This is a genomic window from Paenibacillus sp. 1A_MP2, assembly GCF_052244825.1.
GTDB classification, from domain to species: domain Bacteria; phylum Bacillota; class Bacilli; order Paenibacillales; family Paenibacillaceae; genus Paenibacillus; species Paenibacillus vandeheii.
In genome coordinates this window covers 3,540,908-3,566,787 of record NZ_JBQQCS010000001.1, presented here as the reverse complement: position 1 = coordinate 3,566,787, position 25,880 = coordinate 3,540,908, and the positions used below count along the sequence as shown (strand labels likewise).

Sequence of the window (25,880 nt, the reverse complement as noted above, 5' to 3'; positions counted from 1 at the left end):
GTTATGCTCCCTCAAATCGGTATCCGACTCCCCATACGTTGACCAGGAATTGTGGATCGTTTGGATCGGTTTCAATTTTTTCGCGAAGCCGGCTCAGATGGACTCGTATAGTATGCCTGTCACCCACACCATCCCAAAACTTTGCAAGCAATTGCTCATAGGTAAAAACATGTCGCGGATGTTCCGCAAATAATCGGAATAACTCATATTCCTTAGGCGTAAGCTCGACTTTTATCCCTTCGATCAGGACTTCTCTTGCAGACAGATTCAAGCGGATGCGTCCGTAATCCAAGACTTTCCCCTGCACGGGCTGTCTGGAAGCGGTGCGCCGCAAAACAGCTTTCACTCGGGCCACAATTTCACCAGGCGAAGCCGTTTTGACGATATAATCATCGCCGCCGAGCGTCAGCCCCCGAATCTTATCCACATCATCACTGCGTGCACTCAAAAAAGGATTGGAACATCACTTTCCCCTCGAATCCGGCGACATAATTCAAATCCGCCTTGTCCAGGCATCATGATGTCGAGAACAATGCAATCAATGGAGTTTTGTTGAAGTATGGTCCATGCTTGTTCCGCATCACAAGCCGTTTTAACGTGAAATTGGTCATTCTCCAGAAAATCTCTTAACAGCTCGACGATACTCAAATCATCATCTACAACAAGTATCGTATGATATTTACTCATGCTTATCCCACCTCTGTCATCTAGTTTATCATTTATTCCTCTATTACCAAGACGAGGTTATACTTTGTGATGATTTGTTTATCGTTTTGTGACCTTTATAAAACCTCCTTTGAGATATTCGTTTGTTATGATTCTTCCCGAGGAACTTAAAGTGAGGGGGATTTATTCATGTTAACTGTTCAAATCGTGTTATTCGATGGCTTCGACCTAATGGATGCCATTGCACCTTATGAAGTTTTTCACGCCGCTGCCATGTATGCTGATCATGTGTTAGAAGTAGAGCTCGTTACGGCTGAAGGGCCGAGATCAGTGGCCAGTGGTACCAATGGATTAAAAATGGAAGCGAGCGGCAGACTTGATCCGAAACAAGAGGGCATTATCGTAGTGCCTGGCGCGTCCGGTGATGTTGAAGGAGATGGTCCAGATTCAATCCCGGCTATTCTCGGCAGGGCCATGAATACGGAATTGACCCCTATGATCAGGGAAGCTCTCGACCATAAGGACATCGTTGTTGCCACGGTCTGCGGCGGTTCCTTGTTATTAGCCATGGGAGGTCTCATGGAAGGCAGACATGCGGTAACACATCGCTTGGGGATGGATTTACTTGGTGCAACCGGAGCGATTCCAGTTCCGGCTCGCGTAGTGGATGATGGTAACCTGGTTACCGGGGGCGGTGTGACCTCGGGACTTGATGTAGCGCTGTATCTGGTCGAACGTGAACTGGGACCGCGTATCGCACACAAGATAGAGCAGTTGTTCGAATATGAACGAAGAGGAACCGTTTGGAAAGAGACAGGCATTGCACCCAGCACTCACAAGTCGTTAACGAATAACGAACAGAGTCCTAATGTAATGAATCAAACGGCCGTAACCTCTGTCATGTTACAGAACGAGAAAACAAAGACATCCGTCTTCGACGGGAATTGGGATACCACAATCGTTACACCTGTCGGTAAGCTGGAAGTTAAGCTCTACATAACGACAAGTTTCGATGGGATCCAGGGGACAGCAGTACAAGGTGGTGAAACAATCCGATTTTTAAATCCCGTATGCCACGACAACAAGTTAACCTGGTCCCTGCCGATTACCAAACCCATGCGTCTGAATCTGAAATTCGAAGTTACTGTGGACGGAGATCAGATGAACGGGATCGCTAAAGCAGGTCTTCTCCCTGCTTCCAAATTATCAGGAAGACGAATAAACTAGCCTGGTTATCTATATGAACAAAAAGGAGTTTCGGGGGGATTGCAGCAGATATGAAGAAACGAGGAACATTATACGGCTGGCTGGTCTGTGTCAGTAGTTTAGTTATTGTATATGCGTTGGTGAAGAACTATTGGATAGACCCAGAAGCCTCAAGCTTTTTAAGCCACAAGACGGGTTTGAAGCGTGAGCTTCATCTTCCAATTTGGTTAAATGTCATGTACGTTCATGTTGCATTTGCATGTTTGGCCATGGCGTCCGGACTGGTGAATTTCTCTAATCGGATCTTTGAAAAGAGCCGCAGGTTCCACCGTATAAACGGTTATGTATATATTGTGTCCGTAGTGCTTGTTGTACTGACTTCTGGTTTTATGGCTCCTTACGCCACTGGCGGGAAAATAAGCAGTATGGGCTTCAATGTCCTTAATATCATCTGGCTGTTCATTACTATTACGGCTCTCATTCAGATTAAACAAAAACGTATGATTCAGCACCGGAACTGGATGGTCCGAAGTTATGCCTTCTGCTTCACGAACATGTTGATTCATCTCATCACTTCCCTCCTTCATCAGGGATTCGGAATGATTTATGCTACCAGCTACACGATAGGCATATATGGATCTATTGCATTACTGCTAGTTATTCCTGAATGGTTTATCCGAATGAAGAGCATATAATCTGTAAAAGACCTTAGCTCACCGTTGTTTATGCGGATGCAAGGTCTTTACATGTTGTTATTCCTTATGCATTTCGTTACAACCTACAAAAATGGTTTCCATGCTGTTTCAAACATCTTACTTGAGTGCAGTAATGTAATGGTATAGGGATCCCTCTCAGCTTCGTCATAGAGGGCAGAAGTACTGAAAAGCTCAACCTGTTTTCCCTCTTTCAAAACCATAATTTTTGAACATAGACCCGGTAACAGCGTGAGGTCATGCGTAATAAACAGAAGAGACAAGCCCTGTTCCTTCTGAATGGACATGAGCAGTTCAATCATCTGCTGTTGTAATACGACGTCGAGATTGGAGACCATTTCGTCACAGATTAACAGTTTGGGACGCGTTAACAAAGCTTTGGCGAGACAAGCTCTTTGATACTGACCTCCGCTCAGTTTTCCGGGGCGATTTCGAAGAAGCTTCTCATTCAGGCCCACCTTTCCCCAATATTCAAGGACTCTGTGCTTGCGCTCGGCTCTGTTGTAACGGGTGAAATTTATTAAAGGCTCTTCCAGGCACTGAAACAAGCTCATGGCGGGATTTAATGTAGAGCCCGTGTTCTGAAAAACAATCTGGATATCGCGATACCAATCCTTAAACGATGATATTCCTTTGCTAGGCAAGGGCCGTCCGTCAAAAAGAATATGGCCTGAGGTTGGTTGTTTTAAGGCCATGATAAGCTGGGCAAGCGTGGATTTACCACTGCCACTCTCCCCTACAATAGCCAGTGCTTCTCCATCTTCTATTCCAAAATGAATATCTTCCAGAATGGGTCTTCCGTTTATTTCCTTATACAGCCGCTGAATTTCAAGCATAAGCTCTCTCTCCTTTGCCAAGAAATCTTTGAGAGCAATGCCTGCACAATTGTTGGGTATATTCATGTTCCGGTGCGCTTAAAATGTTGTCCTTACTGCCCTGCTCTATTATTCTCCCTCACGCATCACACCAATCGTGTCCGCAAGATAGCTGGATATAAGTAAGTCGTGGGTAATAAACAACATGCTCATGTCCGTGTCCAGAATGAGCTCTTTCAGAAGGAATATGATCTCAGCCTGTGTACTGACATCCAGTGCACTCGTTGGCTCGTCGGCTATCAGAATTTTCGGCTTTAACAGAAGCGCCATCGCAATCATGACACGTTGATTCATTCCACCGCTTAACTCATGGGCATAACTGCTCATCACACGGGACGTGTCCTTTAAGAGAACTTGGGATAACATTTTTTTGGCCTGCTTCTCAGCCTCATATCTTGAAACAGGCAAGTGACTGCGCATCAGATCAACGAATTGCCGGCCAATCGGAATCGACGGATGCAAGGCCTGTTCCGGATGCTGGAAGATGGCGCCGATCTGGCTCCCTCTGATGCTGCGCCAGCGCTTCCTGGATAATTGCTGCAGATGTTCACCCTGTAATACGATGTCACCTGACATGTGCAGATGAGCAGGCAGCATATCCAAGATAGCCTTACTTGTCAGCGTTTTACCGCTGCCGCTTTCACCAATCAAGCTATATGTTTTCCCTGACTCCAGAGAAAAGCTGCTATCATGCACAAGCGATTGACCTTCCGCGTTTCTGATATTTAGATTTTTAACTTCGAGCAAGGTCGTCATTTAGCGTTCCCTCCTCAGTCGCTCGCCTATAATTTGGAACGAGGCTGCAGTCAGAAATATCATAAAGCCTGGAAAGAAGCCCATCCATGGGGCGACCTGCAAATAATTTTTTCCGTCCAATAGCATGACACCCCATTCGGGAGAAGGAGGCTGTGCACCAATACCCAAAAAGGATAAACCGGATAAAGTCAGAATCACCTTACTCACGTCCAGAATGAGCATCGTTCCAATCTGAGGTGTAATATTCGGAATCATATGTTTGGTTATTATTCTAATTCCAAATGCTCCGCTTACCCTGCTGGCGGTAATATAAGGTTCCTTTTTCACATCATGAATTAGTCCTCTAATAATTCGTACATACTTGGCCCACCAGGAGAGAATCACCGCAAAATATACATTTTCCATGCCAAAGCCAAGGAAGCCAACGACCACAATGGTAAGCAGCATACTCGGTAATGCTGTGAAAATGTCGGTTAAGCTCATCATGAGCATGTCCAGCTTGTTCCCCAAAAGGCACTCCATGTCCCCACCAGAAGACCAATCAACATCACAACACTAAGTACAATAAATACAGGAAATACCGATTCACTAATCCCGTGTATGACCCGGCTTAACAGGTCTCTTCCTAAATAATCCGTTCCGAATGGATGAGCAATGCTGGGAGGAAGGAGCTTCTGTTGATGGTTGGTATGGAATGGATCATAAGGTGAAATCCACGGGGCCGCAAGCCCTGTAATAATAAGTAGGATGATATATAACAACGCTGCCGTTGGCAGTTTATTCGCTCGGATGATACTGATCAACCTTCCCACCTCTGTTTGTCAAGATGAACACGCGGGTCCGCAAGGAAGTACAACAGGTCGGTCATAAAATTAAAAACAAAAATAAATGCTGCCACGAATAGTGCGCTCCCTTGAATGACTGGAAAATCACGGCGAAAAATAGCTTCAAGCATGTATTTGCTGAATCCCGGAAAACTGAAAATCGTCTCGGTGATAATCGAAGCCCCAAAAAAGCCGGGTAGACTCGTTGTGATCAATGTCAGAATCGGGATGAACATGGAACGCAGTAAGTAAGACGGATAAAAGATGCTCGGCCGCAATCCCCTGGCTTTTGCAGCCTCAATATACGAGAACTTGCTGTACTGAATCGTATAGGATCGAACCATCCGAATAAAGTAAACACTTTGCACCAGCGTCATGGCAGTTACCGGCAAAATATAATGCCGTGTGGTCGAGCTGCCTACAACAGGCAGGACGGGCCATATCACGCCAAAGGCATACATTAGAAGAATAGCAAGCCAATATAAAGGGATCGACAACCCCAAAATGGTCATTGAATAAACCACTCGATCTGCCATTGTGCCTTCATTCAATCCCATCCAGATTCCAATCGGTATGGATATGAAGAGGGTTAATAAAAAAGAGCTTGCAATGAGTTTCGCCGTTGAGCCTAAACGCTCCATCATTTCACTTAATACGGGTTCTCCAGATGAAAAGGAATGTCCGAGCTCTCCTTGAAATACATGATGGGCCCATGTTAAATATTGCTGAATGAACGATTGATCCAATCCCCATTGCTTCTGTAAATCAGTTACGATGGATTGTTCCGGTACGGCTCCGATTTCCAGCAGCAGCATCGACGCCGGATCACCCGGCGCCAAACGCATTAATGTAAAAACAAACAAGGAAAATAAAACAAACGTGACTATCAACATGAACAGACGACGAATCATGGAGCGGAGCATTACTTCGCTTCTTTCTTCAGGTAATGCCACTTCAACGGATCGTCCTCAATAGCATTGAACCTAAAATCAACCACTTGGCTTGAATGAACAAAGGTTTGCTTCGCGTAGTATATCGGAACAGACATGGCTTCCTCATGCATGCGGAGGAACACCTGATTGAACAGCTTTTGCTGCTGCTCAGTGGAAACCGTAGCCGCGATTTGATCCAGCAAATCGGATAAAGGCTTGTCCTGATACGCAACTCCCGGTGAGGATGGCGAATCATAGAATAAGGACGACAGGAATCGATAAGGTAATTGAGCATCAGTGTATGTCCGATACATAAGCAGATCATATTCCTTTGTGCTCCACAGGGTATCGTAGTAAGCTGCCCGCTCCTGATTCACAATATGGATTTGAATGCCGATCTGCTTCATGTTGTCTTGAAAAATCTCAGCCATTTCTTTCCATTCCGGATATTCTTCCGTTTGGATGACCAGACGAAGCTGCAGAACTTGTCCATCTTTTTCATAGAGCTGCTTGTTGTTATTCCATTGGTAGCCCGAGGCTTCAATCAGCTGTTTGGCTTTTTCGGGATTATACGGATAGGAAGGCTGATTACTGTCGGATATAAATGCAACCTTTTCCTGGAACAATCCTCTGACAGGGTCCCCGCTACCACCCGCATACTTGCTCGTATCATTGCCATAATTGATAGCTTGGCGGATATTCTTATCAGCTAGAGAAGTATTGTGTTGGTTGATGACCATAAAGTAGGACATTGTACTGCTTCCGGTTTCGATTACGTAGTTGTCGTTGTTCTGAAATACCGGGAGACTTTCCATGGGAATATTCCCAAGTTCCCCGCCCGCAAGATCCACCTCTCCAGATTGCAATGCCAATACCCTTGCCTGAGGATCTGTAATGACTTTGAAAACAAGTGAATAGTCGGATGGTTGTTCTAACCAATAATGATCATTCGGGATTAGAACAGTCTGAATCCCCTGTTGATACTCTCCTATTTTCCAGGCACCCGTTCCAATCGCTTTTTGAAAAGTACCATTCACATCTCCCTCAGGGGTTACCGAGTTTGGACTCATAATTCGAAATGGTCTTGCCTGACTAAGCTCGTACAACACTTGCGTTGCTGTCTCCTTAAAGGAAAGTACGACCGTTTGATCATCAGGTGCTTCCACTTTTTGCAGTAAACGGGATATTTCAAGCGAAGCATTCTCTTCCCTGCTTACCGCTCTTTCCAAAGAAAACTTCACGGCTGCTGAATTCAGTGGACTGCCATCCGAGAAAAGGACCTGATTTTGCAGATGTAAAATGTAAGTCCTGCCATCATCGGATATCTCCCAGGATTCCGCCAGGCTGGGCGTAAATTCACCTTTTCCTTTATAGTCTACAAGGGCATCATATATAGCCGCATGCGTATGTCTGGAACCATTGTAAGTCGACGCATCAAGCTTGTCTGCTTCAGTATCCTGCGTGACTGCGACCACAATGTTCTTGTCCTCCTCTGCTGCAGAGGGTGAGCTCACATGTTGTGAACACCCCATAATGAACAACAATAAGACAACAGCAATTACTCCAAATCCAGATCTTCCAAACATCCCTACTCCTCCTATTCCTCTTCTAAGCTGTTTATGATTGCATAGCTGTTATTCTCATGAATACTTGCTAGATGAACAATCTTTGTATATTATTAATCGTAATCATTACGTTTAGCAAGGGATTTTTTATATAACAAGGAGACGATGTTAGTGAGTGAGCATAAACTTGTACAACAATATCGGGATTATTGGGACAAAGGAGCAGCTGTCTATGATGAAATTGTCGATACCGAATTTACGTCCAACCGATATGATCAATGGAAGGAAATTCTGAGTCATTTTTTTTCCGGGAAAAGTAATTTAAAAGTGCTTGATGTAGGTACGGGCCCTGGTTTCTTCGCGGTTCTGCTCAGCCAGCTGGGGCATCAGGTTACTGCTATTGATTCTTCCCCGGAGATGGTGGCTAGAGCTAATCAAAACGCCCATAAATATAATTGCAGTATCGAGGTTATTGAGACAGATATTATGGAATATAAGACAGAAGAAAAATATGATATCATCATTTCACGAAATGTGACCTGGTTCCTGTACAATCCTGTGGCTGCATATCAAAATTGGCATGGAATGCTTAATGACGGAGGCCAGGTTATTATTTTTGATGCGAATTGGAATTTATTTTTAACGGATCCAAAGGAGGCAGAGCTTTTTCAAAAAGACAAGGAGGAGGCTGCCGCAAAAGGGTACGTGCCGTACCGCCCAGAGAAGGATGTCGAAGAAGGAGACCAACTGGCACTTACGTTGCCATTAAGCTATGTAAGAAGACCTGAATGGGACAGTGAAATGCTCCGTTCAATCGGCTTTGCCCAAATCCAAATTCATCAAGGATTCGATGCGGAATTGTATCATACAGGTGAACAAACTCTGAATCGACACAGACCGATGTTTGCGATCGTTGCTGAAAAATAGCATTTCTGGGAAAGATCTGACCAGCATGGGTAAGGATATGTCAACTTTATAATCCTACATCGTAATAAAGCTCCTATTGCTGGATTCTCTCTGTATTCAAAAAAACAAGCTATCGCTTATGCGATAGCTTTGTTTAACCATGAGTATATAATTGCAGTATGCCATCTACCCAGGATTTCCTGTTCAAGAAATCAGAGTTTGGCCAATTCGGCGAGAATTTCGTTGGGCTCCATCCGCTTCATGAAGTCCGAATTCACATAGGCCGATCGAATGATGGCATGCTCGTCAATCATGAAGGTGGCCGGCACAGGTAACTTCCAATTGGTATCAGCGTTGTACTCTGCAAGGTTTATGCCAAAGTTTTGATACAGCTTCTGGATATAGTCTGGAACGTCAAAAAGAAGATCGTAGCTAGCTGCTGCTAAACCGGCGTTATCACTGAGCACTCGAAAGGTAAGCTGCTCTTTCTCTACTTGGCTCAGTGAGTTATCAGGAGTTTGCGGGCTAACAGCAATCAACTGACCACCCAACGCTTTAATTTCGGGTAGAATCATTTCATAGCTTCTCAGCTGCAGATTACAGTATGGGCACCATCCCCCCTATAAAAAGTAAGAACGACAGGTCCTTTAGCCAGCTCTTCATATAATGAAATCTGTTCCCCAAGGAATCCGGCAATAAGAAGTCTTTGGCTTTGGCACCTGCTGGCAAGCCCGTTGCGATTCCTTCCTGCTGAATTTCACGAATCATTCGAAACATTTCCATATGCACTTCCGCGGGACTGTTCGCGACAAATTCCTGCTTCATACGATCAAGCTGCTGATTCAGTCCTAAAATCTCTTTACTCATTAGAAACGCTCCCTTTTTCGAGAATTTTAAATTAATATGTTTTCTATTCTCCTAGTCAATGTTACTTGGCCACCGAAATTAGATTCCCGTAGCCTTTTGCTTGCATCTCCGCCAAAGGAATGAAGTGAATCGAAGCGCTGTTAATGCAGTAACGCTTGCCTCCTTGATCTGCGGGCCCATCATCAAAAACATGACCAAGGTGAATATCCCCTGAGCGACTCCGGACTTCTGTCCGAATCATATGATAGGAAGTATCTTCTCGATAGGTCACAACCTCTGCTAAGATTGGACGGGTAAAGCTTGGCCAGCCACAACCGGAATCATATTTATCCTCACTGGCAAAAAGAGGCTCTCCGGTGCTCACATCCACATAGATTCCCGGATCATACGTATCCCAGTACTCATTCGAATACGCCCGCTCTGTGTCCTCCTCTACGGCAACTTTGTACTGGGCATCCGTCAAAATCTGCTTCAGCTCAGCTTGACTGTGTTTTGGATAATCCGCAGGGTCAATACTGAATTCCCCAATAGCATTTGTGTTGTCGGCAGAGTCACTTGTCGAACCAGACTGCTCCTGAAGCACCCCCATGTCAATATGACAGTATCCTTGAGGATTTTCTCCAGATAATCCTGATGATACTCCTCAGCTTCATAGAAATTTTGCAGTGGCAGTACTTCGGTGACGATTGGCGAATTGTAGCGATCCTGTTCCTTACCCAGTACACGCTGGATGATCCCCTTTTCTGCCTCCTCTACGTAGTACATTCCTGTGCGGTATTGGACACCCTGATCATTCCCTTGACGGTTCAGTGATGTCGGATCAATTACCTTTAAAAAAGATTGCAGCAGTTCCTCCAAAGAGACGCGATTCTTGTCATAAGTGACTTCGACTGTTTCAGCGAAACCGCGATCCCCCTTCAAAACATCCTCGTAGGAAGGCTGCTCTCCACTACCATTTGCGTAGCCGGATACCACATCTTTCACGCCATAGATACGGCTCATATATGCTTCAACACCCCAGAAACACCCCCCTGCCAGATAAATCTTATGCAGGTCTGCCCCTGTAAAATCGAGGCTTTCATTCGGGTTGGGTACATCCACTGCTCGGGTATGACCGGAGCTTGCAGTGACCAATCCCGAGCCTATTGGAGAACAACCTGCCAAAGCAGGAAGCAAAAGCAGCAGGCTGGTGATGAGCCAGAATCCTGATCTGCGGGAGAGTGATGATTTGATAGCAGTGCGGAAGCGAACGGACATCATGATTTTCCTCCTTTGAAGATCGTCTTTGTTATGCAGAACGAAGCTGAACAGGCATTATTGAATCTGGGCAACCGTTTCCCGAATCAAATCATTACTGTTATGACCCAAAACCGTTTTGGCAAGCTTACCCTTCGTATCAATATAGAGAGACGTCGGATATGCTCTCACACCAAACTGCTGCGCATAAGTACCATCAGGATCAAGCAAGACAGTGAGATTCTTCTCATCCATGCTCTTATACCATTTGGAAAAATCTTCAGCAGATTTCTCACCCTTGAAGTCAGGAGATACAATACTAATTACTTTAAAATCCGGGTCTTCACCTGCCAGTTGATTCAATTCATCCAGTCCGGCCAAGCAGATGGAGCACCAGGATGCCCAATATTTAATGTAGACCTTTTCCCCTTGAAATCATGAAGTTGAACCGCCTCGCCTTCCAGGTTCTTTAAGTTAAAATCTGGAGCGACAGATGCAGCATCGCTCTCCTTCACCGATAAAGAACGATCGTCACCAGCATTACGTGCAGCTGTTGAAGAAGGAGTGCAAGCAGATAGCAACAGAACTGCCCCCAGGAAGGACAACAGCAATCCTGTTATTTTGACTTTGGCTGTAGTTGGTTTGGGATGCACAAAAATCCTCTCCTTATATTCGCTTGAGAATCTACAACTAAAAATTAAAAGCAGCTGTAATGATGGCAAGATTATTGGTCATCAGCAAAACCCCCATCACGATGAGGATAACACCAGATACGACTTTGATTACTGGCGTATACCGATACAATTTCCGCAAATGACGCAGTAATATATCTGAGAACACTGCCAGAACCAGAAATGGAATGGCCATTCCTACTGTGTAAATGAACATCATCCAGACACCATAGGCTGCTGATCCACCGCTGGCAGACAGACCCAGGATAGCAGCTAGTACGGGACCAATGCATGGAGTCCAGCCAAAACTGAATGTTAAGCCCAGCAGAAATGCTCCCCAGGCACCCCTTTGCTTTCCCGATCCTAGCTGCAAGCGTTTCTCCTTTTCCATAAAAGCCAATTGAATGAATCCGGTCTGTTGAATGCCAAACCCGATTACAATTGCACCGCAGGTGATCATAAACCAGGAACTGTTAATCACACTGCCAAGTGCTCCTGCTCCAAAACCAAGAAGCAAGAAAACGACTGATAAACCTAAAATAAATAGCAGGGTGTGTCGAATCAACCTGAGATTTGGACGGAAACTTGCAGAATCCGATGGCTCTGACAAACGTCCAGCCTCCGAGCTCCCAAGAAAGGAAAAATAAACGGGAAGCATCGGGAGAATACAGGGAGAGAAGAAGGAGAGAATCCCCGCAGTCAACACACTCCACAGGTATACATTTTCTGTAAACAAATTACGCCTACCCCCAGTCTATATTTTCTTAGGGAAAATGAGTGTAAACTGACTCCCCACTCCATATTGAGATGTGACTTGAATCTGCCCGCCCAGCATTTCCGTGAGCTCCATCGCTATGGAAAGTCCGATCCCAGAGCCTCCATAGTTGGGATTGCGTGACTCTTCCACACGGTAGAATCTTTCAAATATTCGCTGTAACTTATCTTCTGCGATCCCGATTCCCTCGTCTTGAATTTCAAAACGAATACGATCCCCTTGAGAGATTACATTAATTTGTATCCTTGTTCCAGGCTGCGAGAATTTCAACGCATTGCTCAGTAAATTGCACAAAATACGTTCCATGCACGTTTTATCCGAATATAGCCAAAGATTCTCCGCATTCAAGTTAATATCAATCATCCGGTTCTCCAAAGTAATCTGAGGCTCAAAAGACTGCAACACATCTACCAGAAGATGATCTATCCACAGCTGCTCTACTTTAAAAGCAATAGCTCTTTGGTCAATGGCGGTTACCGCAAATAATTCATTGGCAAATGAGACAACACGTTCTGTCTGCTCCCCAATCCCCAATAAATATGTTTTCATTTTGTCAGGATCCTGAACAATTCCATCGATTAAAGCTTCTGAATAAGACCGAATGGAAGCAAGCGGTGTTTTGATGTCATGAGATAGATTGGCAATCAGTTCACTCCGGCGATTTTCCTCAAGCTGCAAAGCTTCAATTTTACTCTTTATATCCTGGGACATGTGGTGAAGTGATTCGCTCAATTCCTGCAATTCTTTTGTTTTGCTGGATGAAACCGGAAAGTCATAGTTGCCTTGAGCAATCGCATGACTTTGTTCACTCAGACGTGAAATTCCCTTGGCCATCGGAAAAATAAAAAAAGCATTAATAACCAAAGAAAGGATACTGGATGCGACGGTGATCAGCATAGCCATCTGTAAACGTTCGTAATCCAAAAACATATGCTTGTAAGCAACAAACAGCACAACAGTCACCAGCAGCAAGCTAACCAGATATGAAAGAATCAGACTTGTGCGCAATTTCATTCCGTTCTCACCTTCATCCTTCGCTACTTTTGAACTGATAACCAATTCCCCATACCGTTTTGATGACTACCGTTTTGTCCTGATCAAGCGTAGCCAGCTTTTCACGCAAATGATGCACATGCACATTCACAGTACTGGAGTCCTCATAATAGTCATAACCCCATACTTTTTTTAACAGCTCAGACTTGGAGAGTACCCGATGCTTTTCTTCCACAAGGGTCCAGAGCAGATCAAATTCTTTGTTGGTGAGGTCAAGCATCTGTTCATTCATATACGCAGCACGTTCGTCCTTATTCAGGCGCAAGCCTTGTTCTTGAAGTACAGCTGGTTCATGAAGCTTGAATTTATTTGCGCGTTTCAAAATATTGCGAATGCGAAACAATAGCTCTCTTGGACTAAACGGCTTGGTCATATAATCGTCCGCGCCCAGAGCAAGTCCATACAAGGTGTCCTTCTCCTGATTGAGAGCCGTCAAGTAGAGAAACGGAATATCATACCCCTCTGCCTGCAACTGCTCCACGTACTCATATCCATTTTTTTTAGGCATCATAATATCTACAACCATGAAATCAATCGCATTACTCTTCACAATTTTTTCAGCTTCTTCTCCATTCGTAGCCGTGAAAACGGTGTAGCCTTCATTCAGCAGGTATAACTGACAGATCTCAACGATCGGCAGTTCATCATCTACAATCAGCACTGATGTCAATGAATAGTCACATCCCTTTGCTCAGGTTTAGCAGATGCTTGTTTCCATCCGAACTTGCGCCTCAATTGCGGGTATAACAAACGTTCAAGACTACAATTTGTAGTCCACCCCAGTCTGGAGAGCAGGATAACCGATATCATAATCTCTACGGGATAAGTAAAGACCATATCCGCTAAGATATAATTAACATGGACAAATACGGAAAACAGCAGAGCTGGCAAGGTTAACAATCCAATGATAAGCCCTGCCCCTATCATAATCTCTCCAACTGGAATGAGTATGTCAAAGACAGGGGACAATGGATGAACGATATTCTGAAAAAAAACTTTATACCACTCTGGCGAGTCCGTATTTGCTGCAACAACCGGTACCAGACTTTCAACTCCGAATCCCCCGCTTAATTTGTAATACCCGGAACTGATCCATAACCAGCCCATAAAGACGCGAGTCCCACTAAAAATCCAACCCATGATTCTGTGAAACCATAGCATGAAGCACCTTCTCTCTGACGATAAGGAGGCAGTCTCTTTCGACCCGAATTCGGATAAAGAGAGACTGCCCTGTACAGGTCAACTTAGCGAAGCACTTCCAAAGATTACATGAGCCTTGTCACAATAAATCAAAACTGTATCATACTCTGCCGGGTCTACTCCTGTAAGATCAAAACTTTGCTCTGTTTGCTTCAGGTCGATTTTGCCCAAGCTTTTGCCCATTGTTACATCTTTCCCTTTTGTCAGGTAGATGTGCAGATCCGGCCCTTTTGACGTTTTAAAGTCACTGAGCATTATCTTTCCATCTTTGATCTCCACCTTGCCTTCGGAGATTTCTTTTCCGTCTCCGCTTAACATTCCCGTTTTCATTACGGGCATCTCTGTTGTTTTGGATTGCGGCATTTCTGTTGCAGTCGAAGCTTGTTTATTTGACTCTGCTGGTTTATCTTGCATCACGCACCCTGCCATGACTACTGTAGCCACCATCAATGAAATTCCTGTGGATAAAAACTTTTTCATATAATCGCTCCATCCATATATGTGTTATTGCTTTGCCTATGTATAAAGTATAGATTGCCCTTAACGGAATTGAAATTAAGCATCTATAAGGACTTTATTAAGTAAGCATTAAATTTATGGTGGAGTACATCCGTTGGGCTCCTCGAAATTTGGACAAAACTTGCCCACTTAAAGCAAAAAGTCGCTATATTAGCGACTTATAGTCGGACACTGTTCTCCCTCAATACTATACCGGACGAGTCTACAGTCCCTTACAGTCTATGGCTTGAACCATGAACTTCGGAGATATGTGTGATACTTAGGAGATATGTGCCACTTCAGTTATGGACAATAACCTCTCTAGCAGCCTCTATAAACGACGAGATGATGGGTGACATCCATTTGTCTTTGTGCCACAGCATCTGAGTATACACATGCAAGTCCGGGATCTCCCAAGGAAGTACCACAAGTTCGCCCCGTTCGACTTCGGCTTTGACTGTCATTTCTGGAAGAAAGGCTATGCCGATTCCCGTAATGGCACATTGTTTTATAGCCTCGGCATTTTGAAACTCCAAATACGTAATGCTATCAATGCCCTCTTTCTCAAATCCCCGGTCAAACATCGTTCGGTAGGTACAGCCCTTTTCATTCGTCAGGAACACTTCGTCATGAAAATCTTTCAACTGTAGTGAACTGCGTTTCGTAAGCGGATGGTCTGGAGCAACATAAAAGCGAAACGTTTCTTCTAACAATGGTTCGACGGTCAATCCACTTGAACGAATGGATTCATCCAACATAAAAACGACATCCGCAGTGCCCTCAAAGAGTGTTTGCTTAAGTTGCTGATTGGGAACGGAGCGAAAAATGAGTCGTACTCCCGGAAATCGAGAACGAAACAAATGAAAGACAACCGGAAGCCGATAGGCGCAGAGAACCTCGTTGGCACTGATTGTCAGGGTCCCGCTTAGATTTTCTTCGTCATGAACCATGCTGCGGGCTTCGTCCAACCGGTTAAGTACAGCTTGGGCATGAGTTAAAAATCGTTTACCCGCGGTTGTAAGCACGAGTTGTTTACCAAGACGATCAAAGAGACGAACACCCAGTTCTTCTTCCAATGCTTTGATTTGCATCGTAACGTTTGAAGGAACATAATTCAGCACTTCCGCGGCCCGTGTAAAATTCAACGTGGTAGCAACTGTGCAAAATGTGTTGAGTTGGCGCAATTCCATTTTGCGATCTCCCTTTACTTTCAATTTTATTGAAGGCTACATTGAATTCTATTCACTTTTACTGAGGATACCACGAGTTTATACTGACAACAAGAAATTACATCTCGTATATGTGGTTTCATTTTGAAGGGAGAGAGACAGGATGGATTATGAAATTTTTAATTTGGGTGATGTAGTCTTACAATCTGGGGTAACATTACCCAATGCATTCCTCGCTTATAAAACGTATGGAGAATTGAATGAGAAGAAAGATAATGTCATCCTCTATCCAACAGCTTTTGGGGACCAGCATGTTCAGAATGAATGGCTAATTGGCAATGGCATGGCACTAGATCCGCAAAAATACTTTATTATCATTCCGAATCTACTGGGCAACGGATTATCTTCGTCTCCCAGCAACACGCCACCTCCATTCGACCGAGCTCAATTTCCTCGGGTCAGCATCTATGACAACGTTCAATTTCAACATCGGCTGGTCATCGAAAAATTTGGCATTCAGAAGATTGCCCTTGTCGTTGGATGGTCCATGGGAGGTATTCAGGCATTCCAATGGGGGGCAAGTTATCCAGACATGGTAGAACGAATTGCACCCATTGCCGGCGTTGCCAAGACTTGGCCGCAGACGTTTGTCGTCCTCAATGGGGTAAGCGCTCCGCTTCTGGCTACCGCCCACTTCGATGCAAGCAAACTGAATGATTTGACTTCTGCTGATTTGCGCGCCGTTGGGCGTGCCTATGCGGGATGGGGATTTTCGCAGGCCTTTTATAGAGAAGAGCTCTATCGGGAGTTTGGATTTGACTCCGTAGCCGATTTTGTGACTAGTTTCTGGGAAGATGCCTTCATGCAGATGGATCCGCACAACGTCTTAGCGATGTTTAGTACAGGCCAGTCTGCAGATATTAGCGCTAACCCCACGTATAACGGAGATTTTGAAGGAGCTCTAAGGAGTATTAAAGCTTTAGCTTGCATCATGCCAGGGAGCACTGACCTCTTCTGCACACCCGATGATAACCAATACGAAGCAGAGCGAATGCCTAATGCGATATTTAGTCCAATTCATTCGATCTGGGGACACTTTGCTGGTCGCGGAATCAACAGCGTCGATAATCAATTCATTGACGACAACCTGAGACAATTGTTGGAACGTCATGCAAGCGAATAGACGATCAGGAGTCTCCTAATAGCGACTTCAATGGGTCATGTTCAGTACCTTAACGTTTACCTGCGATTCTATCTATAGAATTACGATATATTTGTTGGATAGATTCACACTCTTCAAACTCTAGTAATGTAATTAGTCTTAAGATCAATATTTCTTTAATCCAACGCTTCAAAATAATCAGCTTCTTCCTTTATAAAATTATATTTTCCCCTCGGGGAAACGCACCTTATGGATTAAGAATATCAATAAAACAAATATGGTTCTTTGCTGTTAAGCTCACTTTATTTGTTTATTTAGCTCAAATACTTGGGTACGCAAAAAAGGCAGCCGCAACATTTCTGTTCGGCTGCCTTTTAAATATTTAAAACAAACTTTAATTATTCAGGTTGCTGCCAGAGAGAAGCTATTTCCGAATCGACTTGAAGGACTCTGTCTGCTGTGTAATGCCCTTCTCCGCCGCAAAGCGTTCGATGCTGGACGCGCCAAAGAATCCATCGATACCCTTCGTTCTCTCAATGACATAAGCCGCATCCTCCGGCTCTGCAATGGGTCCACCGTGGCAAATAATCATGATATCTGGGTTCACAGCCCGACCGGCTTCAATAATTGCCTCGATTCGTTCTACACAGTCGTCCAGTGTCAGCGCTGTTTTTGCACCAATGGAGCCCTTGGTCGTCAAGCCCATATGCGCAACCAAAATGTCAGCCCCTGCCTCCGCCATGGCCTTTGCCTGAGCAGGATCAAAAACATACGGAGTGGTCAACAGATCCAATTCATGGGCGATGCGGATCATTTCTACCTCCAGATCGTACCCCATACCGGTTTCCTCCAGGTTTTGTCTGAACACCCCGTCAATTAAACCAACGGTTGGAAAGTTCTGAACACCGCTGAAGCCTTGCTCCTTCAGCTGCTTCAAATATACCTCCATTATACGAAAAGGGTCGGTGCCACATACCCCTGCCAGAACAGGCGTATGCTTGACGACGGGCAGTACCTCGGCTCCCATCTCAACAACTATTTGATTGGCATCTCCATAGGAGAGCAAGCCAGCCAGTGAGCCGCGGCCCGCCATTCTGTACCGACCGGAATTGTATACGATTAGCATATCTGCTCCGCCCGCTTCACTGCTCTTGGCTGTTATGCCTGTACCTGCCCCGACACCCAGTAGAATTTTACCCTGCTTTACCTCTTTCCTGAATTTGTCCATAATTTCTGATCTGTTCAACTTATTCATTTCGTATATCCTCCTTATTGGATTCATTAGGAATTGCATGCATGAGAGTGATCAGCTTTTGTGCTGCGGCCTCTGCAAAGGCCGGATCGTTGATGGTGCAATCCATTTCAATTACTTCAACAATCGAGCGGTCGACATGCTGGCGCAGGGTATCAAACAACATTCGGTCTTCCTCCGGTCCGTAGAAAGGCTGCCCCTCCACATCGATTGCGGAAATACCTTTAAGCGGCAGCATGAGCACGGTGCTTTCTTTTGCCAGATTCAGCTTCTCCGCAAGCTTCCTGCCAATCTGTTCATTCTCTTCCACCGTGGTTCTCATCAGGGTTACCGTCGGATTATGCTGATAAAACTTATGATCCTTGAATTTCTCCGGCACAGTATCTGTCGGCCCAAAATTGCACATGTCCAAGGCGCCCACCGAGATCACCTGCGGAATGCGATTGCGTCCTGCAGCCTCCAAGCGATTCGGCCCCGCATTCAAAACACCGCCGATGATTTCATCCGCCCACTCCGTCGTCGTCAAGTCCAATACCCCTTCAATGAATCCCGCTTCAATCAACGCCTCCATCGACTGCCCTCCGATGCCCGTGGCGTGGAACACGAGCACCTCGTAGCCCCGCTCCTCCAAATATTTTCTTGCCGCTGTAACACATGGTGTTGTCACTCCGAACATCGTGGCTGCAACCAGCGGTTTCTTATCCGGTTTGTGCGTATGCTCAAACTTGAGCATACCCGCCATCGCAAATAACGCATTTGTAAATATTTTCGTAGAAATCGAATTCAATCCTGCTACATCCACCACGGATGGAATCATGACAATATCACTCGTGCCTACGTATGGAGCTGTGTTGCCAGATGCAACGGTCGATACCATCACCTTCGGAACACCAATTGGCAGAGCTCTCATGGCTGGTGTGACCAGTGAGGTTCCGCCAGTGCCACCAAAGGAAATGATTCCGTCAAATTTACCCTGCTTGTATAACTGAGGTACCAGCTTTTTTAATCCTATGGACAAAACCTCTGTAGCCAAAGCCCGATCCTTCTTTGCCGCAAGTTCCTCTATGACCATGCCTGCGGCGTGGGCGACTTCCCGATTAGACACATCCGGAACAAAGGACGGCTGGAATACACCTGTATGGATCATCAAGGTTCCCAACCCAAGTTCCTCTGCAATGCTCTTAATGTAAAGGTATTCATCACCCTTCGTATCAAACGTACCAATGATTGCGACGGTCTTCATTCCATGGCCTCCTCGTATGACTCATATAGAACAAAAGCTCGATCGCAGGCAGCAGGCTGATTTTTCTCTAACAGAAAAACCAGTACGATCGCTATAGCTTCATCATACTGGTCCTGTTTAGTTATGAAAACGCTTTTATGTTCTATGTTTTTGTGTTTAGGTTAGATCTGTACTGCTTGGGAGAACAGCCCTTAAGCTTTTTAAACATTTTGCTGAATTGAGCATAATTAGGATACCCTACCATGCCGGCCACCTCGGATAATTGAAGCTGCGGGGCATGAAGAAGCGTAACGGCTTTATTTATGCGGAAGCTCACCAGATAAGTCTGAAAGCTGCAGCCAACTTCCTTTTTAAACAAGCTGCTCAAATAGCTGCGGGAAACATGAGCCACCTTGGCCAGATCCGAAAAAACAATTTCACTGTTGTAGTTTTGTGCTACATATTCTTTGACAAACTCAACGTAATCATAATGCTTGGTGATGCCTTTCAGCATTTTAACCATAAAATCGTCCTCATCCAGATTACCCAGTCGTTTAAAATCGCGAGTAATTGACGTGATGGACTTCTCCGAAGGAATTCGTTCAAAAGCAGACCCGCCAATATAGCCCATAATGTCTGTATTGTTGCTATACATGTACTGGACATCGACTGGCGTCTTGACCGGCCCCCCGTAAATCATCTTGATCACATCCGGCTTAAGCTGGTTGCAGGTATCAAAAATACGCAGTGCCTTTGATTTGGCCGCCTCTAAGGATACAACCTTCCGTGCGCCCAATAATCCGCCTTCAGTGAGACCGAGGTGAGCACAGATTACATCTGCCCCCGCCTCAATCATATGGGCCGCCTGAAGTTCATCAAATACAAACGCCACCGTAAACAACTCCTGTCGATGAGCCAGGCGTATGGCCTCAACCTCTATGTCATAGCTGATCCCGTCTTCCTCCAGAGCCTCTCGGAACAACCCGTCTATCAACCCGACTGTAGGGTAGTTGTTGACCCCCGAAAAGCCTCTTTCCTTGATTTCCTTCATGTATTCAGCCACTTCTATAGTTGGATCATTCGCATTCAGTCCAAAGAGTACGGGAGAATGCCTCACCAGCGGCACAATTTCTCTTGACGCAAAATCCATCACCATCTCATTACTGTTGCAAAACGGTAAAAAGCCCGCCAGAGAGCTTCTCCCCATCTGGCGAAACCTGCCGGAGTTCAGCATTAATATAAAGTCCGCTCCGCTCTGAGCTGCATACTTGGCTGTAATGCCTGTGCCTGTCGAGACTCCGATGATGTGATTACCTTCGCGCAGCTCTGATTGAAGACGTTCCAGTATAACTCTTCTGTTCAAGCCCCATCCGCTCCTCATCCCAATTTAACAACTGTAGCTTTTGTCCCTCAATATTATTATTGTACCTTAAAGTTATGTAAGCAATTGATTAAGCGGAATCAAAAAAGCCGATCTCCCAGTTGGGAAATCGACCTAAAAAGAAGCTCTCTTTCAATTCATTTCATTAAAGTGTAACAATAATCGGACCATTTTTAGTCAGGATAATCGTATGCTCCACTTGAGCTACATAGCTTTTTTCTGTAGCAAAGGTCCAATTGTCTTCTTTTTGGAATACTTCTTCTTCTAGGGTAGAGATAAATGGTTCGAAGGCAATAACCATGCCTTCTTTTAATAATTCATCATCCGAAGTATCGTTATAATTATAAATATGGTTAGGTGCTTCGTGTATGTTACGTCCAACACCATGTCCTGTAAGGTTTTTAATAACCGTTAATTCATGCTGTCTAGCTGTTTGGAATACGGCTTTCCCAATTCCACTTTTTTTGGAACCGGGTTTTGCTTTTTTAAGGCCGGCTTCAAATGCTTCTTTAACGACATCACATATTTTCGTTAACACTTCTTCTCCTTCGCCTACTACAAACGAAATTCCTGTATCTGCGAAATAGCTGTTCTTGGAGCCAGAAACATCTATATTTACCAGATCTCCTTCATGAATAACCCGTTGCCCTGGAATACCATGTGCCACTTCTTCATTAACACTAATACAAGTAAAGCCAGGAAAATTATATTCACTTTTGGGAGCTGAAACTGCGCCTTCTTTCTCAAAAAGCTCCCCAGCTATATCATCAAGCTCCTTCGTTGTTATGCCAGGAATGGTTCTTTGCACCAACTCATCTCGAATTAAGGCAACAATTCTGCCAATTTCCTTCAAACCATTAAAGTCTTCTTCTGTTTTTGCAATCATTTTTTCCTACCTCACTATCTTTAATCGTCAATTAACTGTATAAGCAGAAACACACATTAGATAATCATATCTAAAGGGGCAAAGCTTCGCAACTTTTTTTAAATCGTCGGTGCGTTAATGAAATGCTTGTCTCTAACGGGTTGTGTTCTCCCAATATGGGGCCAAATTGAATGATAAAACCTCAATGACTTCTTCAAACATCGTTTCGAATGAGCGATCCTGGGGGGTCCGGCTCCACTGCAATGCCGATCCGAATATGCCCCAACTGATAACGAGTGCCATGGCTTCCCATTTTTCTTGTGAAAAGTCCTTTGTCTGCACTTCATTTATTCGTTTAAGCAGGAGTCGATGAAGATCCTGATGCATGGCATTTTCAAACATGGCTTCAAACTGCTTGTCTCCTGGCGAACTACATTGTTTAAACTGCAAAAGAAAATCGAATATGGTTTGCATAAGGATTCGCAAATTGCCCTCATTACATCTTGCTTCTTCCGGCAGTCTATCCCTTATCGTCATTTGGAATTTTTCCGTCATCCAATATTCTAGAAAGTCATATTTATCCTGAAAGTGCGCATAAAATGTTGTCCGATTTACGATTGCTTGATTCGTGATATCGTGCACAGAAATGGAATATACGTTTCTCTTTTTCCCAATCAGATCGTTAAAAGCCTGGACGAACAATTGACGGGTTCTTTTAACACGCGGATCCTGAGGATTAACCGACATTTCACGACCCCTTTCTCTTGGAACTACACTAACAGACAAAAGGACAAAAATGTTGGGAACACAACAAAAACAGCTTTTTGCAGGTTGTTCGCACAACTCAATCCTTTTATCTTTTGATTATGCGACTTATTCAACACGCACTTATACGATTATGATTGCACAAACAAAATCGTATAACAACTAACTTTTTTTGATTTGCAAACGAAAGGATGAGTGTAGAAATGATTGTTGTTACAGGAGCGAACGGAAAATTAGGTCGGAAAATCGTAGAGCAACTTCTCAAGCGTATTCCTGCCAGGGATATTGGTGTAAGTGTCCGTGATGTGAACGCGGCTCAGGATCTAAAAGAACGCGGAGTACGTGTTCGGCAAGGACATTTCGATAATTCTGAAAGTCTCATTCACACCTTTGAGGAAGCATCTCAAGTTCTCCTCATCTCCTCCCACTCCTTGGGAGAAGTGGCTGTTCGTCAGCATCAAGCCGCAATTGACTCGGCAAAGAAAGCCGGGGTTCGTCGACTGCTGTATACTAGTCAAATGTTTTCATCTGCAACGTCGCATTTTTCTCCCATGAACGTTCATGCTGCTACAGAAGAGTTACTAAAATCTTCAGGAATGGCTTTCACGTCGCTGCGAAACGGCTTCTATGCCGCATCAGCGATAATGTGGATGGGTGACGCCTTGAAAACAGGAGAATTGATTGCTCCGGAAGATGGTCCTGTTGCCTGGACAACCCATTCCGACTTGGCTGAAGCCACAGCAGTAATCCTGACAGAACAGAAATATGAAGGTATAACTCCTAACCTTACGGCTTCCGAAGCGATTGATATGGATAGAATCGCTTCGATTGCTTCCAAGGTTTTGGATCGACCGATTCGGCGAATTGTCGTGTCGGATGATGAATATCGGAACCATTTGATATCCCGTGGACTTCCGGAAGCAATGGTCGGCATGCTTACGGGAATGTTTCAGGCAAGTCGACAGGGAGATTTCTCGCATACCCATCCCGCTTTGGAAAAGCTGATTGGCAGATCCCCAGTGAATTTTACGGATTTCTTTAAAGGTTCAATTTCTCAATAATACGTTTTCTCGTTTTATGACCAAAATTAAAGAGCCAAGCGGCACATATGCCGCCTAGCTCTTTGGTCATTTCAAATCATAACTTTACTTACTCAGCAAGGCATCGGCCTTCTTCGCTGCTTCAGCTACAGCTGCCTCTGCCGAAACGGAAGAATCAACAACCGCACGAAGAATCTCATTTTTGATCATCTCACCAATCTCTGGATACACCTTCTGCATTGGACGTGGACCGGCATATTCCAGTTGATCAACCGCCACCTTGAACAGCGGCTTTTCCTCATAAAGCTTCTTCATTTCATCGCTCTCCACTGCACTGATGCGGCTAGGCAAATATCCAGTAAAGGAACTTGCATAAATCGTTTGCTCTTTGGCAGTCATCCACTTGATGAACTTCCATGCTGCCTCCTGCTTTTCTGGAGACAGGCCAGAAGTCATAACCAGATTGGCACCGCCTGTTGGCACCCCATACGTATCATTCGCTGGCATATATGTCGTTCCCAACTCAAAGCCTTGATCTTCTGCAACCTTCATATTGTTTGTCAGGTCCGCAGTAGAGGAGAACAGCATCGCTGAACGCTGATTGTGGAAATCCGTCTTCGCTTGCGTACCGGCATCATCCGTCGTACCAATGTTCATAATGCCTTCATCCTTCATTTTCAGCCACAGCTTCACAGGCTCAATTCCGGTTTCATTGTTGAACGCCGCGCTTTCCCATCTTCACTGATCATCGTTCCTCCACTCTGTCTCACAAAAGCCTCATAGAACCAAATATCAACAGGCATTGAAATGCCGTAGCGTTGATCCTTGATCGTTAGCTTGCGCGCATAATCTTCAAATTCCGCCCAGTTCTTGGGTCCAGCTGGATCAAGTCCTGCCTCCTTCAGCATCGTACGATTAAAGTACAGGATCGGTGTGCTGCGTAAATAAGGGAGAGCATACAGTTTATCATTCACATAGGAATTTCCCATGAGCCCTTGAATAAAATCATCCATATCCAGCTGATCCTTCTCAACAAAAGAAGTCAACTCCTGCGTCATGCCCGATTCGGCAAACACACCAACTGAAGAAATTTCATTTTGCCATACTTCGGGAGCATTGCCCGCTGCGAATGCAGCCTGCGCTTTAGAATGCTGATCTGCGTACGTCCCCTGATATTCAGCCTTCACAACCACTTCATCTTGGGATTCGTTAAACATTTTGACCAAGTTCTCATTGTTCTCGGCAATTTTGTCTCCCCATGAGTACCAATATGTAATCTCTATGGGTTTGTTGGCTGTGCCATTCGAACTACCGGAAGCAGCATTATCGGTTGAACCAGCGGAGTTGGAATCACCGCAAGCAGTTACAGCAAGCGCAAACGTTGCCGCTAACAAAATAGATGCAAATTTTTTCATGGATAAATCCTCCTATTAAATTAATTATTTTACACCCGAATAGACAAATGCTTTAATAATTTGACGTTGTCCAAATAAGAAAACAATCAGAATCGGAACGACCAAAATCATGTTTCCAGCCATTAGAATGTGCCAGGCAGCTCCTCCGTCCACCTCGCGTAGCTTAGAGATCCCAATCGGAAGTGTTCTTGCTGCATCGGAGGTTGTCATCACGAGCGGCCAGAAGTAATCATTCCAGTGTGCAATGAAGCTGAACAATGCAAAGGTGACCAGTGTTGGACGGGCCATCGGCACCATAATTTTGAGAATGATTTTCCATTCCGGCGTTTGGTCAAGCCGTGCCGCTTCAATAAGTTCTTCCTGTACTTGCTTGAATGACTGCCTGAGCATGAATATGCCGAAGGCGCTGGAAGAGAAGGGCAGGATGAGTGCCAGCAAATTATTAATGAGTCCCCATTTGCTCATCAACAAATACACAGGCAGGAAAATGAGTTGACCCGGGATCATCAAGGTCACCATCGTTATCCCGAATAACAGCTTGTCTCCTTTGAAGGAGTATCTTGCAAAAGCATAGGCTGCCAATATAATGGTCGTGAATTGAAGAATGAGTATACTGACCGATACAACAACGCTATTCAGTAGATATTTCAAAAAAGGCCCTGATTCCCACGCCGCTTGGAAATTGCTCCACATCACCTTGGAGGGAATCCACTTGGGCGGAAAGATCACCGTCTCCGGGTAAGACTTCAATGATGTTGAAATCATCCATAGAAAAGGGATTGCAAAAATCGCAACCAAAACGATCGTGGCAGTAATATTCAGGATACGCAGCAAAGACTTCCTTGCCATGACATTTCCCTTCCCCT

The 25,880-nt window shown here is 44.8% G+C and carries 31 protein-coding genes and 1 pseudogene; 5 read left to right on the top strand and 27 right to left on the bottom strand.

Features of this window, described 5'->3' with window-relative positions; all coding sequences use genetic code 11:
- Nucleotide 1: 1 nt before the first annotated feature.
- Nucleotides 2-687 (bottom strand): annotated as a pseudogene (locus ACTWJ7_RS17565) (response regulator transcription factor).
- A 168-nt stretch (nucleotides 688-855) separates the two neighbouring features.
- Here ACTWJ7_RS17565 and ACTWJ7_RS17560 point away from each other — a divergent pair.
- Entirely contained in the window at nucleotides 856-1,893 is a 1,038-nt protein-coding gene (locus ACTWJ7_RS17560; protein ID WP_301877124.1) for a DJ-1/PfpI family protein, read from the top strand.
- A 50-nt stretch (nucleotides 1,894-1,943) separates the two neighbouring features.
- Nucleotides 1,944-2,567 (top strand): DUF2306 domain-containing protein, encoded by a 624-nt coding sequence (locus tag ACTWJ7_RS17555; RefSeq protein ID WP_301877125.1) that lies wholly within the window; start codon nucleotides 1,944-1,946, stop codon nucleotides 2,565-2,567.
- A gap of 83 nt (nucleotides 2,568-2,650) precedes the next feature.
- Here the strand turns inward: ACTWJ7_RS17555 and ACTWJ7_RS17550 are convergent, their stop codons facing one another.
- From ACTWJ7_RS17550 to ACTWJ7_RS17525, 6 genes are all read right to left on the bottom strand, one after another.
- Nucleotides 2,651-3,421, bottom strand: coding sequence for an ABC transporter ATP-binding protein (locus ACTWJ7_RS17550; RefSeq protein WP_301877126.1), 771 nt, complete (start codon nucleotides 3,419-3,421; stop codon nucleotides 2,651-2,653).
- A 108-nt stretch (nucleotides 3,422-3,529) separates the two neighbouring features.
- The gene (locus ACTWJ7_RS17545) at nucleotides 3,530-4,216 is read right to left on the bottom strand and encodes an ABC transporter ATP-binding protein (RefSeq protein WP_443145692.1); all 687 of its coding nucleotides are present in this window, start codon (nucleotides 4,214-4,216) and stop codon (nucleotides 3,530-3,532) included.
- Nucleotides 4,217-4,726: an ABC transporter permease gene (locus tag ACTWJ7_RS17540; RefSeq protein ID WP_443145691.1), complete on the bottom strand. Its 510-nt coding sequence runs from the start codon at nucleotides 4,724-4,726 to the stop codon at nucleotides 4,217-4,219.
- The gene (locus ACTWJ7_RS17535) at nucleotides 4,699-5,019 is read right to left on the bottom strand and encodes a hypothetical protein (RefSeq protein ID WP_443145690.1); all 321 of its coding nucleotides are present in this window, start codon (nucleotides 5,017-5,019) and stop codon (nucleotides 4,699-4,701) included. Before ACTWJ7_RS17535 ends, ACTWJ7_RS17540 begins: the two co-directional genes overlap by 28 nt.
- Nucleotides 5,016-5,993 (bottom strand): ABC transporter permease, encoded by a 978-nt coding sequence (locus tag ACTWJ7_RS17530; protein WP_143805492.1) that lies wholly within the window; start codon nucleotides 5,991-5,993, stop codon nucleotides 5,016-5,018. The genes ACTWJ7_RS17535 and ACTWJ7_RS17530 overlap by 4 nt, the downstream gene beginning before the upstream one ends.
- The gene (locus ACTWJ7_RS17525) at nucleotides 5,963-7,558 is read right to left on the bottom strand and encodes an ABC transporter substrate-binding protein (RefSeq protein WP_079349049.1); all 1,596 of its coding nucleotides are present in this window, start codon (nucleotides 7,556-7,558) and stop codon (nucleotides 5,963-5,965) included. The genes ACTWJ7_RS17530 and ACTWJ7_RS17525 overlap by 31 nt, the downstream gene beginning before the upstream one ends.
- Before the next feature lie 150 nt (nucleotides 7,559-7,708).
- On the opposite strand from ACTWJ7_RS17525, the gene ACTWJ7_RS17520 reads away from it, so the two are divergent.
- Complete coding sequence (locus tag ACTWJ7_RS17520) at nucleotides 7,709-8,464, top strand: class I SAM-dependent methyltransferase (protein WP_179132784.1); 756 nt, start codon at nucleotides 7,709-7,711, stop codon at nucleotides 8,462-8,464.
- A 191-nt stretch (nucleotides 8,465-8,655) separates the two neighbouring features.
- Here ACTWJ7_RS17520 and ACTWJ7_RS17515 read toward each other — a convergent pair whose 3' ends face one another.
- From ACTWJ7_RS17515 to ACTWJ7_RS17460, 12 genes are all read right to left on the bottom strand, one after another.
- Nucleotides 8,656-9,018 (bottom strand): redoxin domain-containing protein, encoded by a 363-nt coding sequence (locus ACTWJ7_RS17515; RefSeq protein ID WP_443145689.1) that lies wholly within the window; start codon nucleotides 9,016-9,018, stop codon nucleotides 8,656-8,658.
- Between the two features lie 22 nt (nucleotides 9,019-9,040).
- Nucleotides 9,041-9,310 (bottom strand): hypothetical protein, encoded by a 270-nt coding sequence (locus ACTWJ7_RS17510; protein ID WP_443145688.1) that lies wholly within the window; start codon nucleotides 9,308-9,310, stop codon nucleotides 9,041-9,043.
- Nucleotides 9,311-9,371: 61 nt separating this feature from the next.
- The gene (gene msrB, locus ACTWJ7_RS17505; RefSeq protein WP_443145687.1) at nucleotides 9,372-9,773 is read right to left on the bottom strand and encodes a peptide-methionine (R)-S-oxide reductase MsrB; all 402 of its coding nucleotides are present in this window, start codon (nucleotides 9,771-9,773) and stop codon (nucleotides 9,372-9,374) included.
- A gap of 8 nt (nucleotides 9,774-9,781) precedes the next feature.
- Entirely contained in the window at nucleotides 9,782-10,570 is a 789-nt protein-coding gene (msrA, locus tag ACTWJ7_RS17500) for a peptide-methionine (S)-S-oxide reductase MsrA (RefSeq protein ID WP_443145686.1), read from the bottom strand.
- A gap of 54 nt (nucleotides 10,571-10,624) precedes the next feature.
- Nucleotides 10,625-10,927: a redoxin family protein gene (locus tag ACTWJ7_RS17495; RefSeq protein WP_443145685.1), complete on the bottom strand. Its 303-nt coding sequence runs from the start codon at nucleotides 10,925-10,927 to the stop codon at nucleotides 10,625-10,627.
- Nucleotides 10,906-11,199 (bottom strand): hypothetical protein, encoded by a 294-nt coding sequence (locus ACTWJ7_RS17490; protein ID WP_443145684.1) that lies wholly within the window; start codon nucleotides 11,197-11,199, stop codon nucleotides 10,906-10,908. The genes ACTWJ7_RS17495 and ACTWJ7_RS17490 overlap by 22 nt, the downstream gene beginning before the upstream one ends.
- A gap of 37 nt (nucleotides 11,200-11,236) precedes the next feature.
- Nucleotides 11,237-11,923 carry a cytochrome c biogenesis CcdA family protein gene (locus tag ACTWJ7_RS17485; RefSeq protein ID WP_301878386.1) on the bottom strand — a complete coding sequence of 229 codons (687 nt, stop codon included), beginning with the start codon at nucleotides 11,921-11,923 and terminating at the stop codon, nucleotides 11,237-11,239.
- Nucleotides 11,924-11,971: 48 nt separating this feature from the next.
- A complete protein-coding gene (locus ACTWJ7_RS17480) occupies nucleotides 11,972-13,006 on the bottom strand; it encodes a sensor histidine kinase (RefSeq protein WP_301877135.1) in 1,035 nt (344 codons plus the stop codon).
- Nucleotides 13,007-13,019: 13 nt separating this feature from the next.
- Nucleotides 13,020-13,706, bottom strand: coding sequence for a response regulator transcription factor (locus tag ACTWJ7_RS17475; protein WP_367620512.1), 687 nt, complete (start codon nucleotides 13,704-13,706; stop codon nucleotides 13,020-13,022).
- Between the two features lie 5 nt (nucleotides 13,707-13,711).
- The gene (locus ACTWJ7_RS17470) at nucleotides 13,712-14,206 is read right to left on the bottom strand and encodes a DoxX family membrane protein (RefSeq protein WP_301877137.1); all 495 of its coding nucleotides are present in this window, start codon (nucleotides 14,204-14,206) and stop codon (nucleotides 13,712-13,714) included.
- 78 nt (nucleotides 14,207-14,284) lie between these two features.
- Complete coding sequence (locus ACTWJ7_RS17465; protein ID WP_301877138.1) at nucleotides 14,285-14,725, bottom strand: DM13 domain-containing protein; 441 nt, start codon at nucleotides 14,723-14,725, stop codon at nucleotides 14,285-14,287.
- A 317-nt stretch (nucleotides 14,726-15,042) separates the two neighbouring features.
- Complete coding sequence (locus ACTWJ7_RS17460; protein WP_301877139.1) at nucleotides 15,043-15,933, bottom strand: LysR family transcriptional regulator; 891 nt, start codon at nucleotides 15,931-15,933, stop codon at nucleotides 15,043-15,045.
- 142 nt (nucleotides 15,934-16,075) lie between these two features.
- On the opposite strand from ACTWJ7_RS17460, the gene ACTWJ7_RS17455 reads away from it, so the two are divergent.
- Nucleotides 16,076-17,095, top strand: a complete 1,020-nt coding sequence (locus ACTWJ7_RS17455; protein ID WP_301877140.1) for an alpha/beta fold hydrolase — start codon at nucleotides 16,076-16,078, stop codon at nucleotides 17,093-17,095.
- A gap of 403 nt (nucleotides 17,096-17,498) precedes the next feature.
- Here the strand turns inward: ACTWJ7_RS17455 and ACTWJ7_RS17450 are convergent, their stop codons facing one another.
- The 5 genes from ACTWJ7_RS17450 to ACTWJ7_RS17430 form a co-directional block, all read right to left on the bottom strand.
- On the bottom strand, nucleotides 17,499-18,329 hold the full coding sequence (locus tag ACTWJ7_RS17450) for a phosphoenolpyruvate hydrolase family protein (RefSeq protein ID WP_079349059.1): 831 nt from the start codon (nucleotides 18,327-18,329) through the stop codon (nucleotides 17,499-17,501).
- A complete protein-coding gene (locus ACTWJ7_RS17445) occupies nucleotides 18,322-19,569 on the bottom strand; it encodes a Tm-1-like ATP-binding domain-containing protein (protein ID WP_079349060.1) in 1,248 nt (415 codons plus the stop codon). Before ACTWJ7_RS17445 ends, ACTWJ7_RS17450 begins: the two co-directional genes overlap by 8 nt.
- A gap of 142 nt (nucleotides 19,570-19,711) precedes the next feature.
- A complete protein-coding gene (locus ACTWJ7_RS17440; RefSeq protein WP_285075407.1) occupies nucleotides 19,712-20,911 on the bottom strand; it encodes a phosphoenolpyruvate hydrolase family protein in 1,200 nt (399 codons plus the stop codon).
- Between the two features lie 163 nt (nucleotides 20,912-21,074).
- Nucleotides 21,075-21,815: a type I methionyl aminopeptidase gene (map, locus tag ACTWJ7_RS17435; protein WP_024633312.1), complete on the bottom strand. Its 741-nt coding sequence runs from the start codon at nucleotides 21,813-21,815 to the stop codon at nucleotides 21,075-21,077.
- A 132-nt stretch (nucleotides 21,816-21,947) separates the two neighbouring features.
- A complete protein-coding gene (locus tag ACTWJ7_RS17430; protein ID WP_079349062.1) occupies nucleotides 21,948-22,541 on the bottom strand; it encodes a TetR family transcriptional regulator in 594 nt (197 codons plus the stop codon).
- Nucleotides 22,542-22,762: 221 nt separating this feature from the next.
- On the opposite strand from ACTWJ7_RS17430, the gene ACTWJ7_RS17425 reads away from it, so the two are divergent.
- Entirely contained in the window at nucleotides 22,763-23,620 is an 858-nt protein-coding gene (locus tag ACTWJ7_RS17425) for an SDR family oxidoreductase (RefSeq protein WP_079349063.1), read from the top strand.
- An 84-nt stretch (nucleotides 23,621-23,704) separates the two neighbouring features.
- Here the strand turns inward: ACTWJ7_RS17425 and ACTWJ7_RS17420 are convergent, their stop codons facing one another.
- The 3 genes from ACTWJ7_RS17420 to ACTWJ7_RS17410 are packed head-to-tail and all read right to left on the bottom strand — an operon-like array spanning nucleotide 23,705 to nucleotide 25,863.
- On the bottom strand, nucleotides 23,705-24,256 hold the full coding sequence (locus tag ACTWJ7_RS17420) for an extracellular solute-binding protein (protein ID WP_443145683.1): 552 nt from the start codon (nucleotides 24,254-24,256) through the stop codon (nucleotides 23,705-23,707).
- 32 nt (nucleotides 24,257-24,288) lie between these two features.
- Nucleotides 24,289-25,014: an extracellular solute-binding protein gene (locus ACTWJ7_RS17415; protein WP_443145682.1), complete on the bottom strand. Its 726-nt coding sequence runs from the start codon at nucleotides 25,012-25,014 to the stop codon at nucleotides 24,289-24,291.
- A 24-nt stretch (nucleotides 25,015-25,038) separates the two neighbouring features.
- On the bottom strand, nucleotides 25,039-25,863 hold the full coding sequence (locus ACTWJ7_RS17410) for a carbohydrate ABC transporter permease (protein WP_053779416.1): 825 nt from the start codon (nucleotides 25,861-25,863) through the stop codon (nucleotides 25,039-25,041).
- Between the last annotated feature and the right edge of the window lie 17 nt (nucleotides 25,864-25,880).

What these genes read in the sequence shown, in the direction of transcription:
- ACTWJ7_RS17470 (WP_301877137.1), bottom strand. Translation starts at nt 14,206, where the DNA reads ATGCTATGGTTTCACAGAATCATGGGTTGGATTTTTAGTGGGACTCGC.
- ACTWJ7_RS17450 (WP_079349059.1), bottom strand. Translation starts at nt 18,329, where the DNA reads ATGAATAAGTTGAACAGATCAGAAATTATGGACAAATTCAGGAAAGAG.
- ACTWJ7_RS17480 (WP_301877135.1), bottom strand. Translation starts at nt 13,006, where the DNA reads ATGAAATTGCGCACAAGTCTGATTCTTTCATATCTGGTTAGCTTGCTG.
- ACTWJ7_RS17445 (WP_079349060.1), bottom strand. Translation starts at nt 19,569, where the DNA reads ATGAAGACCGTCGCAATCATTGGTACGTTTGATACGAAGGGTGATGAA.
- ACTWJ7_RS17415 (WP_443145682.1), bottom strand. Translation starts at nt 25,014, where the DNA reads ATGAAAAAATTTGCATCTATTTTGTTAGCGGCAACGTTTGCGCTTGCT.
- ACTWJ7_RS17460 (WP_301877139.1), bottom strand. Translation starts at nt 15,933, where the DNA reads ATGGAATTGCGCCAACTCAACACATTTTGCACAGTTGCTACCACGTTG.
- ACTWJ7_RS17510 (WP_443145688.1), bottom strand. Translation starts at nt 9,310, where the DNA reads ATGAGTAAAGAGATTTTAGGACTGAATCAGCAGCTTGATCGTATGAAG.
- ACTWJ7_RS17560 (WP_301877124.1), top strand. Translation starts at nt 856, where the DNA reads ATGTTAACTGTTCAAATCGTGTTATTCGATGGCTTCGACCTAATGGAT.
- ACTWJ7_RS17425 (WP_079349063.1), top strand. Translation starts at nt 22,763, where the DNA reads ATGATTGTTGTTACAGGAGCGAACGGAAAATTAGGTCGGAAAATCGTA.
- ACTWJ7_RS17465 (WP_301877138.1), bottom strand. Translation starts at nt 14,725, where the DNA reads ATGAAAAAGTTTTTATCCACAGGAATTTCATTGATGGTGGCTACAGTA.
- ACTWJ7_RS17545 (WP_443145692.1), bottom strand. Translation starts at nt 4,216, where the DNA reads ATGACGACCTTGCTCGAAGTTAAAAATCTAAATATCAGAAACGCGGAA.
- ACTWJ7_RS17555 (WP_301877125.1), top strand. Translation starts at nt 1,944, where the DNA reads ATGAAGAAACGAGGAACATTATACGGCTGGCTGGTCTGTGTCAGTAGT.
- map (WP_024633312.1), bottom strand. Translation starts at nt 21,815, where the DNA reads ATGATTGCAAAAACAGAAGAAGACTTTAATGGTTTGAAGGAAATTGGC.
- ACTWJ7_RS17430 (WP_079349062.1), bottom strand. Translation starts at nt 22,541, where the DNA reads ATGTCGGTTAATCCTCAGGATCCGCGTGTTAAAAGAACCCGTCAATTG.
- ACTWJ7_RS17455 (WP_301877140.1), top strand. Translation starts at nt 16,076, where the DNA reads ATGGATTATGAAATTTTTAATTTGGGTGATGTAGTCTTACAATCTGGG.
- ACTWJ7_RS17525 (WP_079349049.1), bottom strand. Translation starts at nt 7,558, where the DNA reads ATGTTTGGAAGATCTGGATTTGGAGTAATTGCTGTTGTCTTATTGTTG.
- msrA (WP_443145686.1), bottom strand. Translation starts at nt 10,570, where the DNA reads ATGATGTCCGTTCGCTTCCGCACTGCTATCAAATCATCACTCTCCCGC.
- ACTWJ7_RS17550 (WP_301877126.1), bottom strand. Translation starts at nt 3,421, where the DNA reads ATGCTTGAAATTCAGCGGCTGTATAAGGAAATAAACGGAAGACCCATT.
- ACTWJ7_RS17410 (WP_053779416.1), bottom strand. Translation starts at nt 25,863, where the DNA reads ATGGCAAGGAAGTCTTTGCTGCGTATCCTGAATATTACTGCCACGATC.
- ACTWJ7_RS17515 (WP_443145689.1), bottom strand. Translation starts at nt 9,018, where the DNA reads ATGATTCTACCCGAAATTAAAGCGTTGGGTGGTCAGTTGATTGCTGTT.
- ACTWJ7_RS17420 (WP_443145683.1), bottom strand. Translation starts at nt 24,256, where the DNA reads ATGAACATTGGTACGACGGATGATGCCGGTACGCAAGCGAAGACGGAT.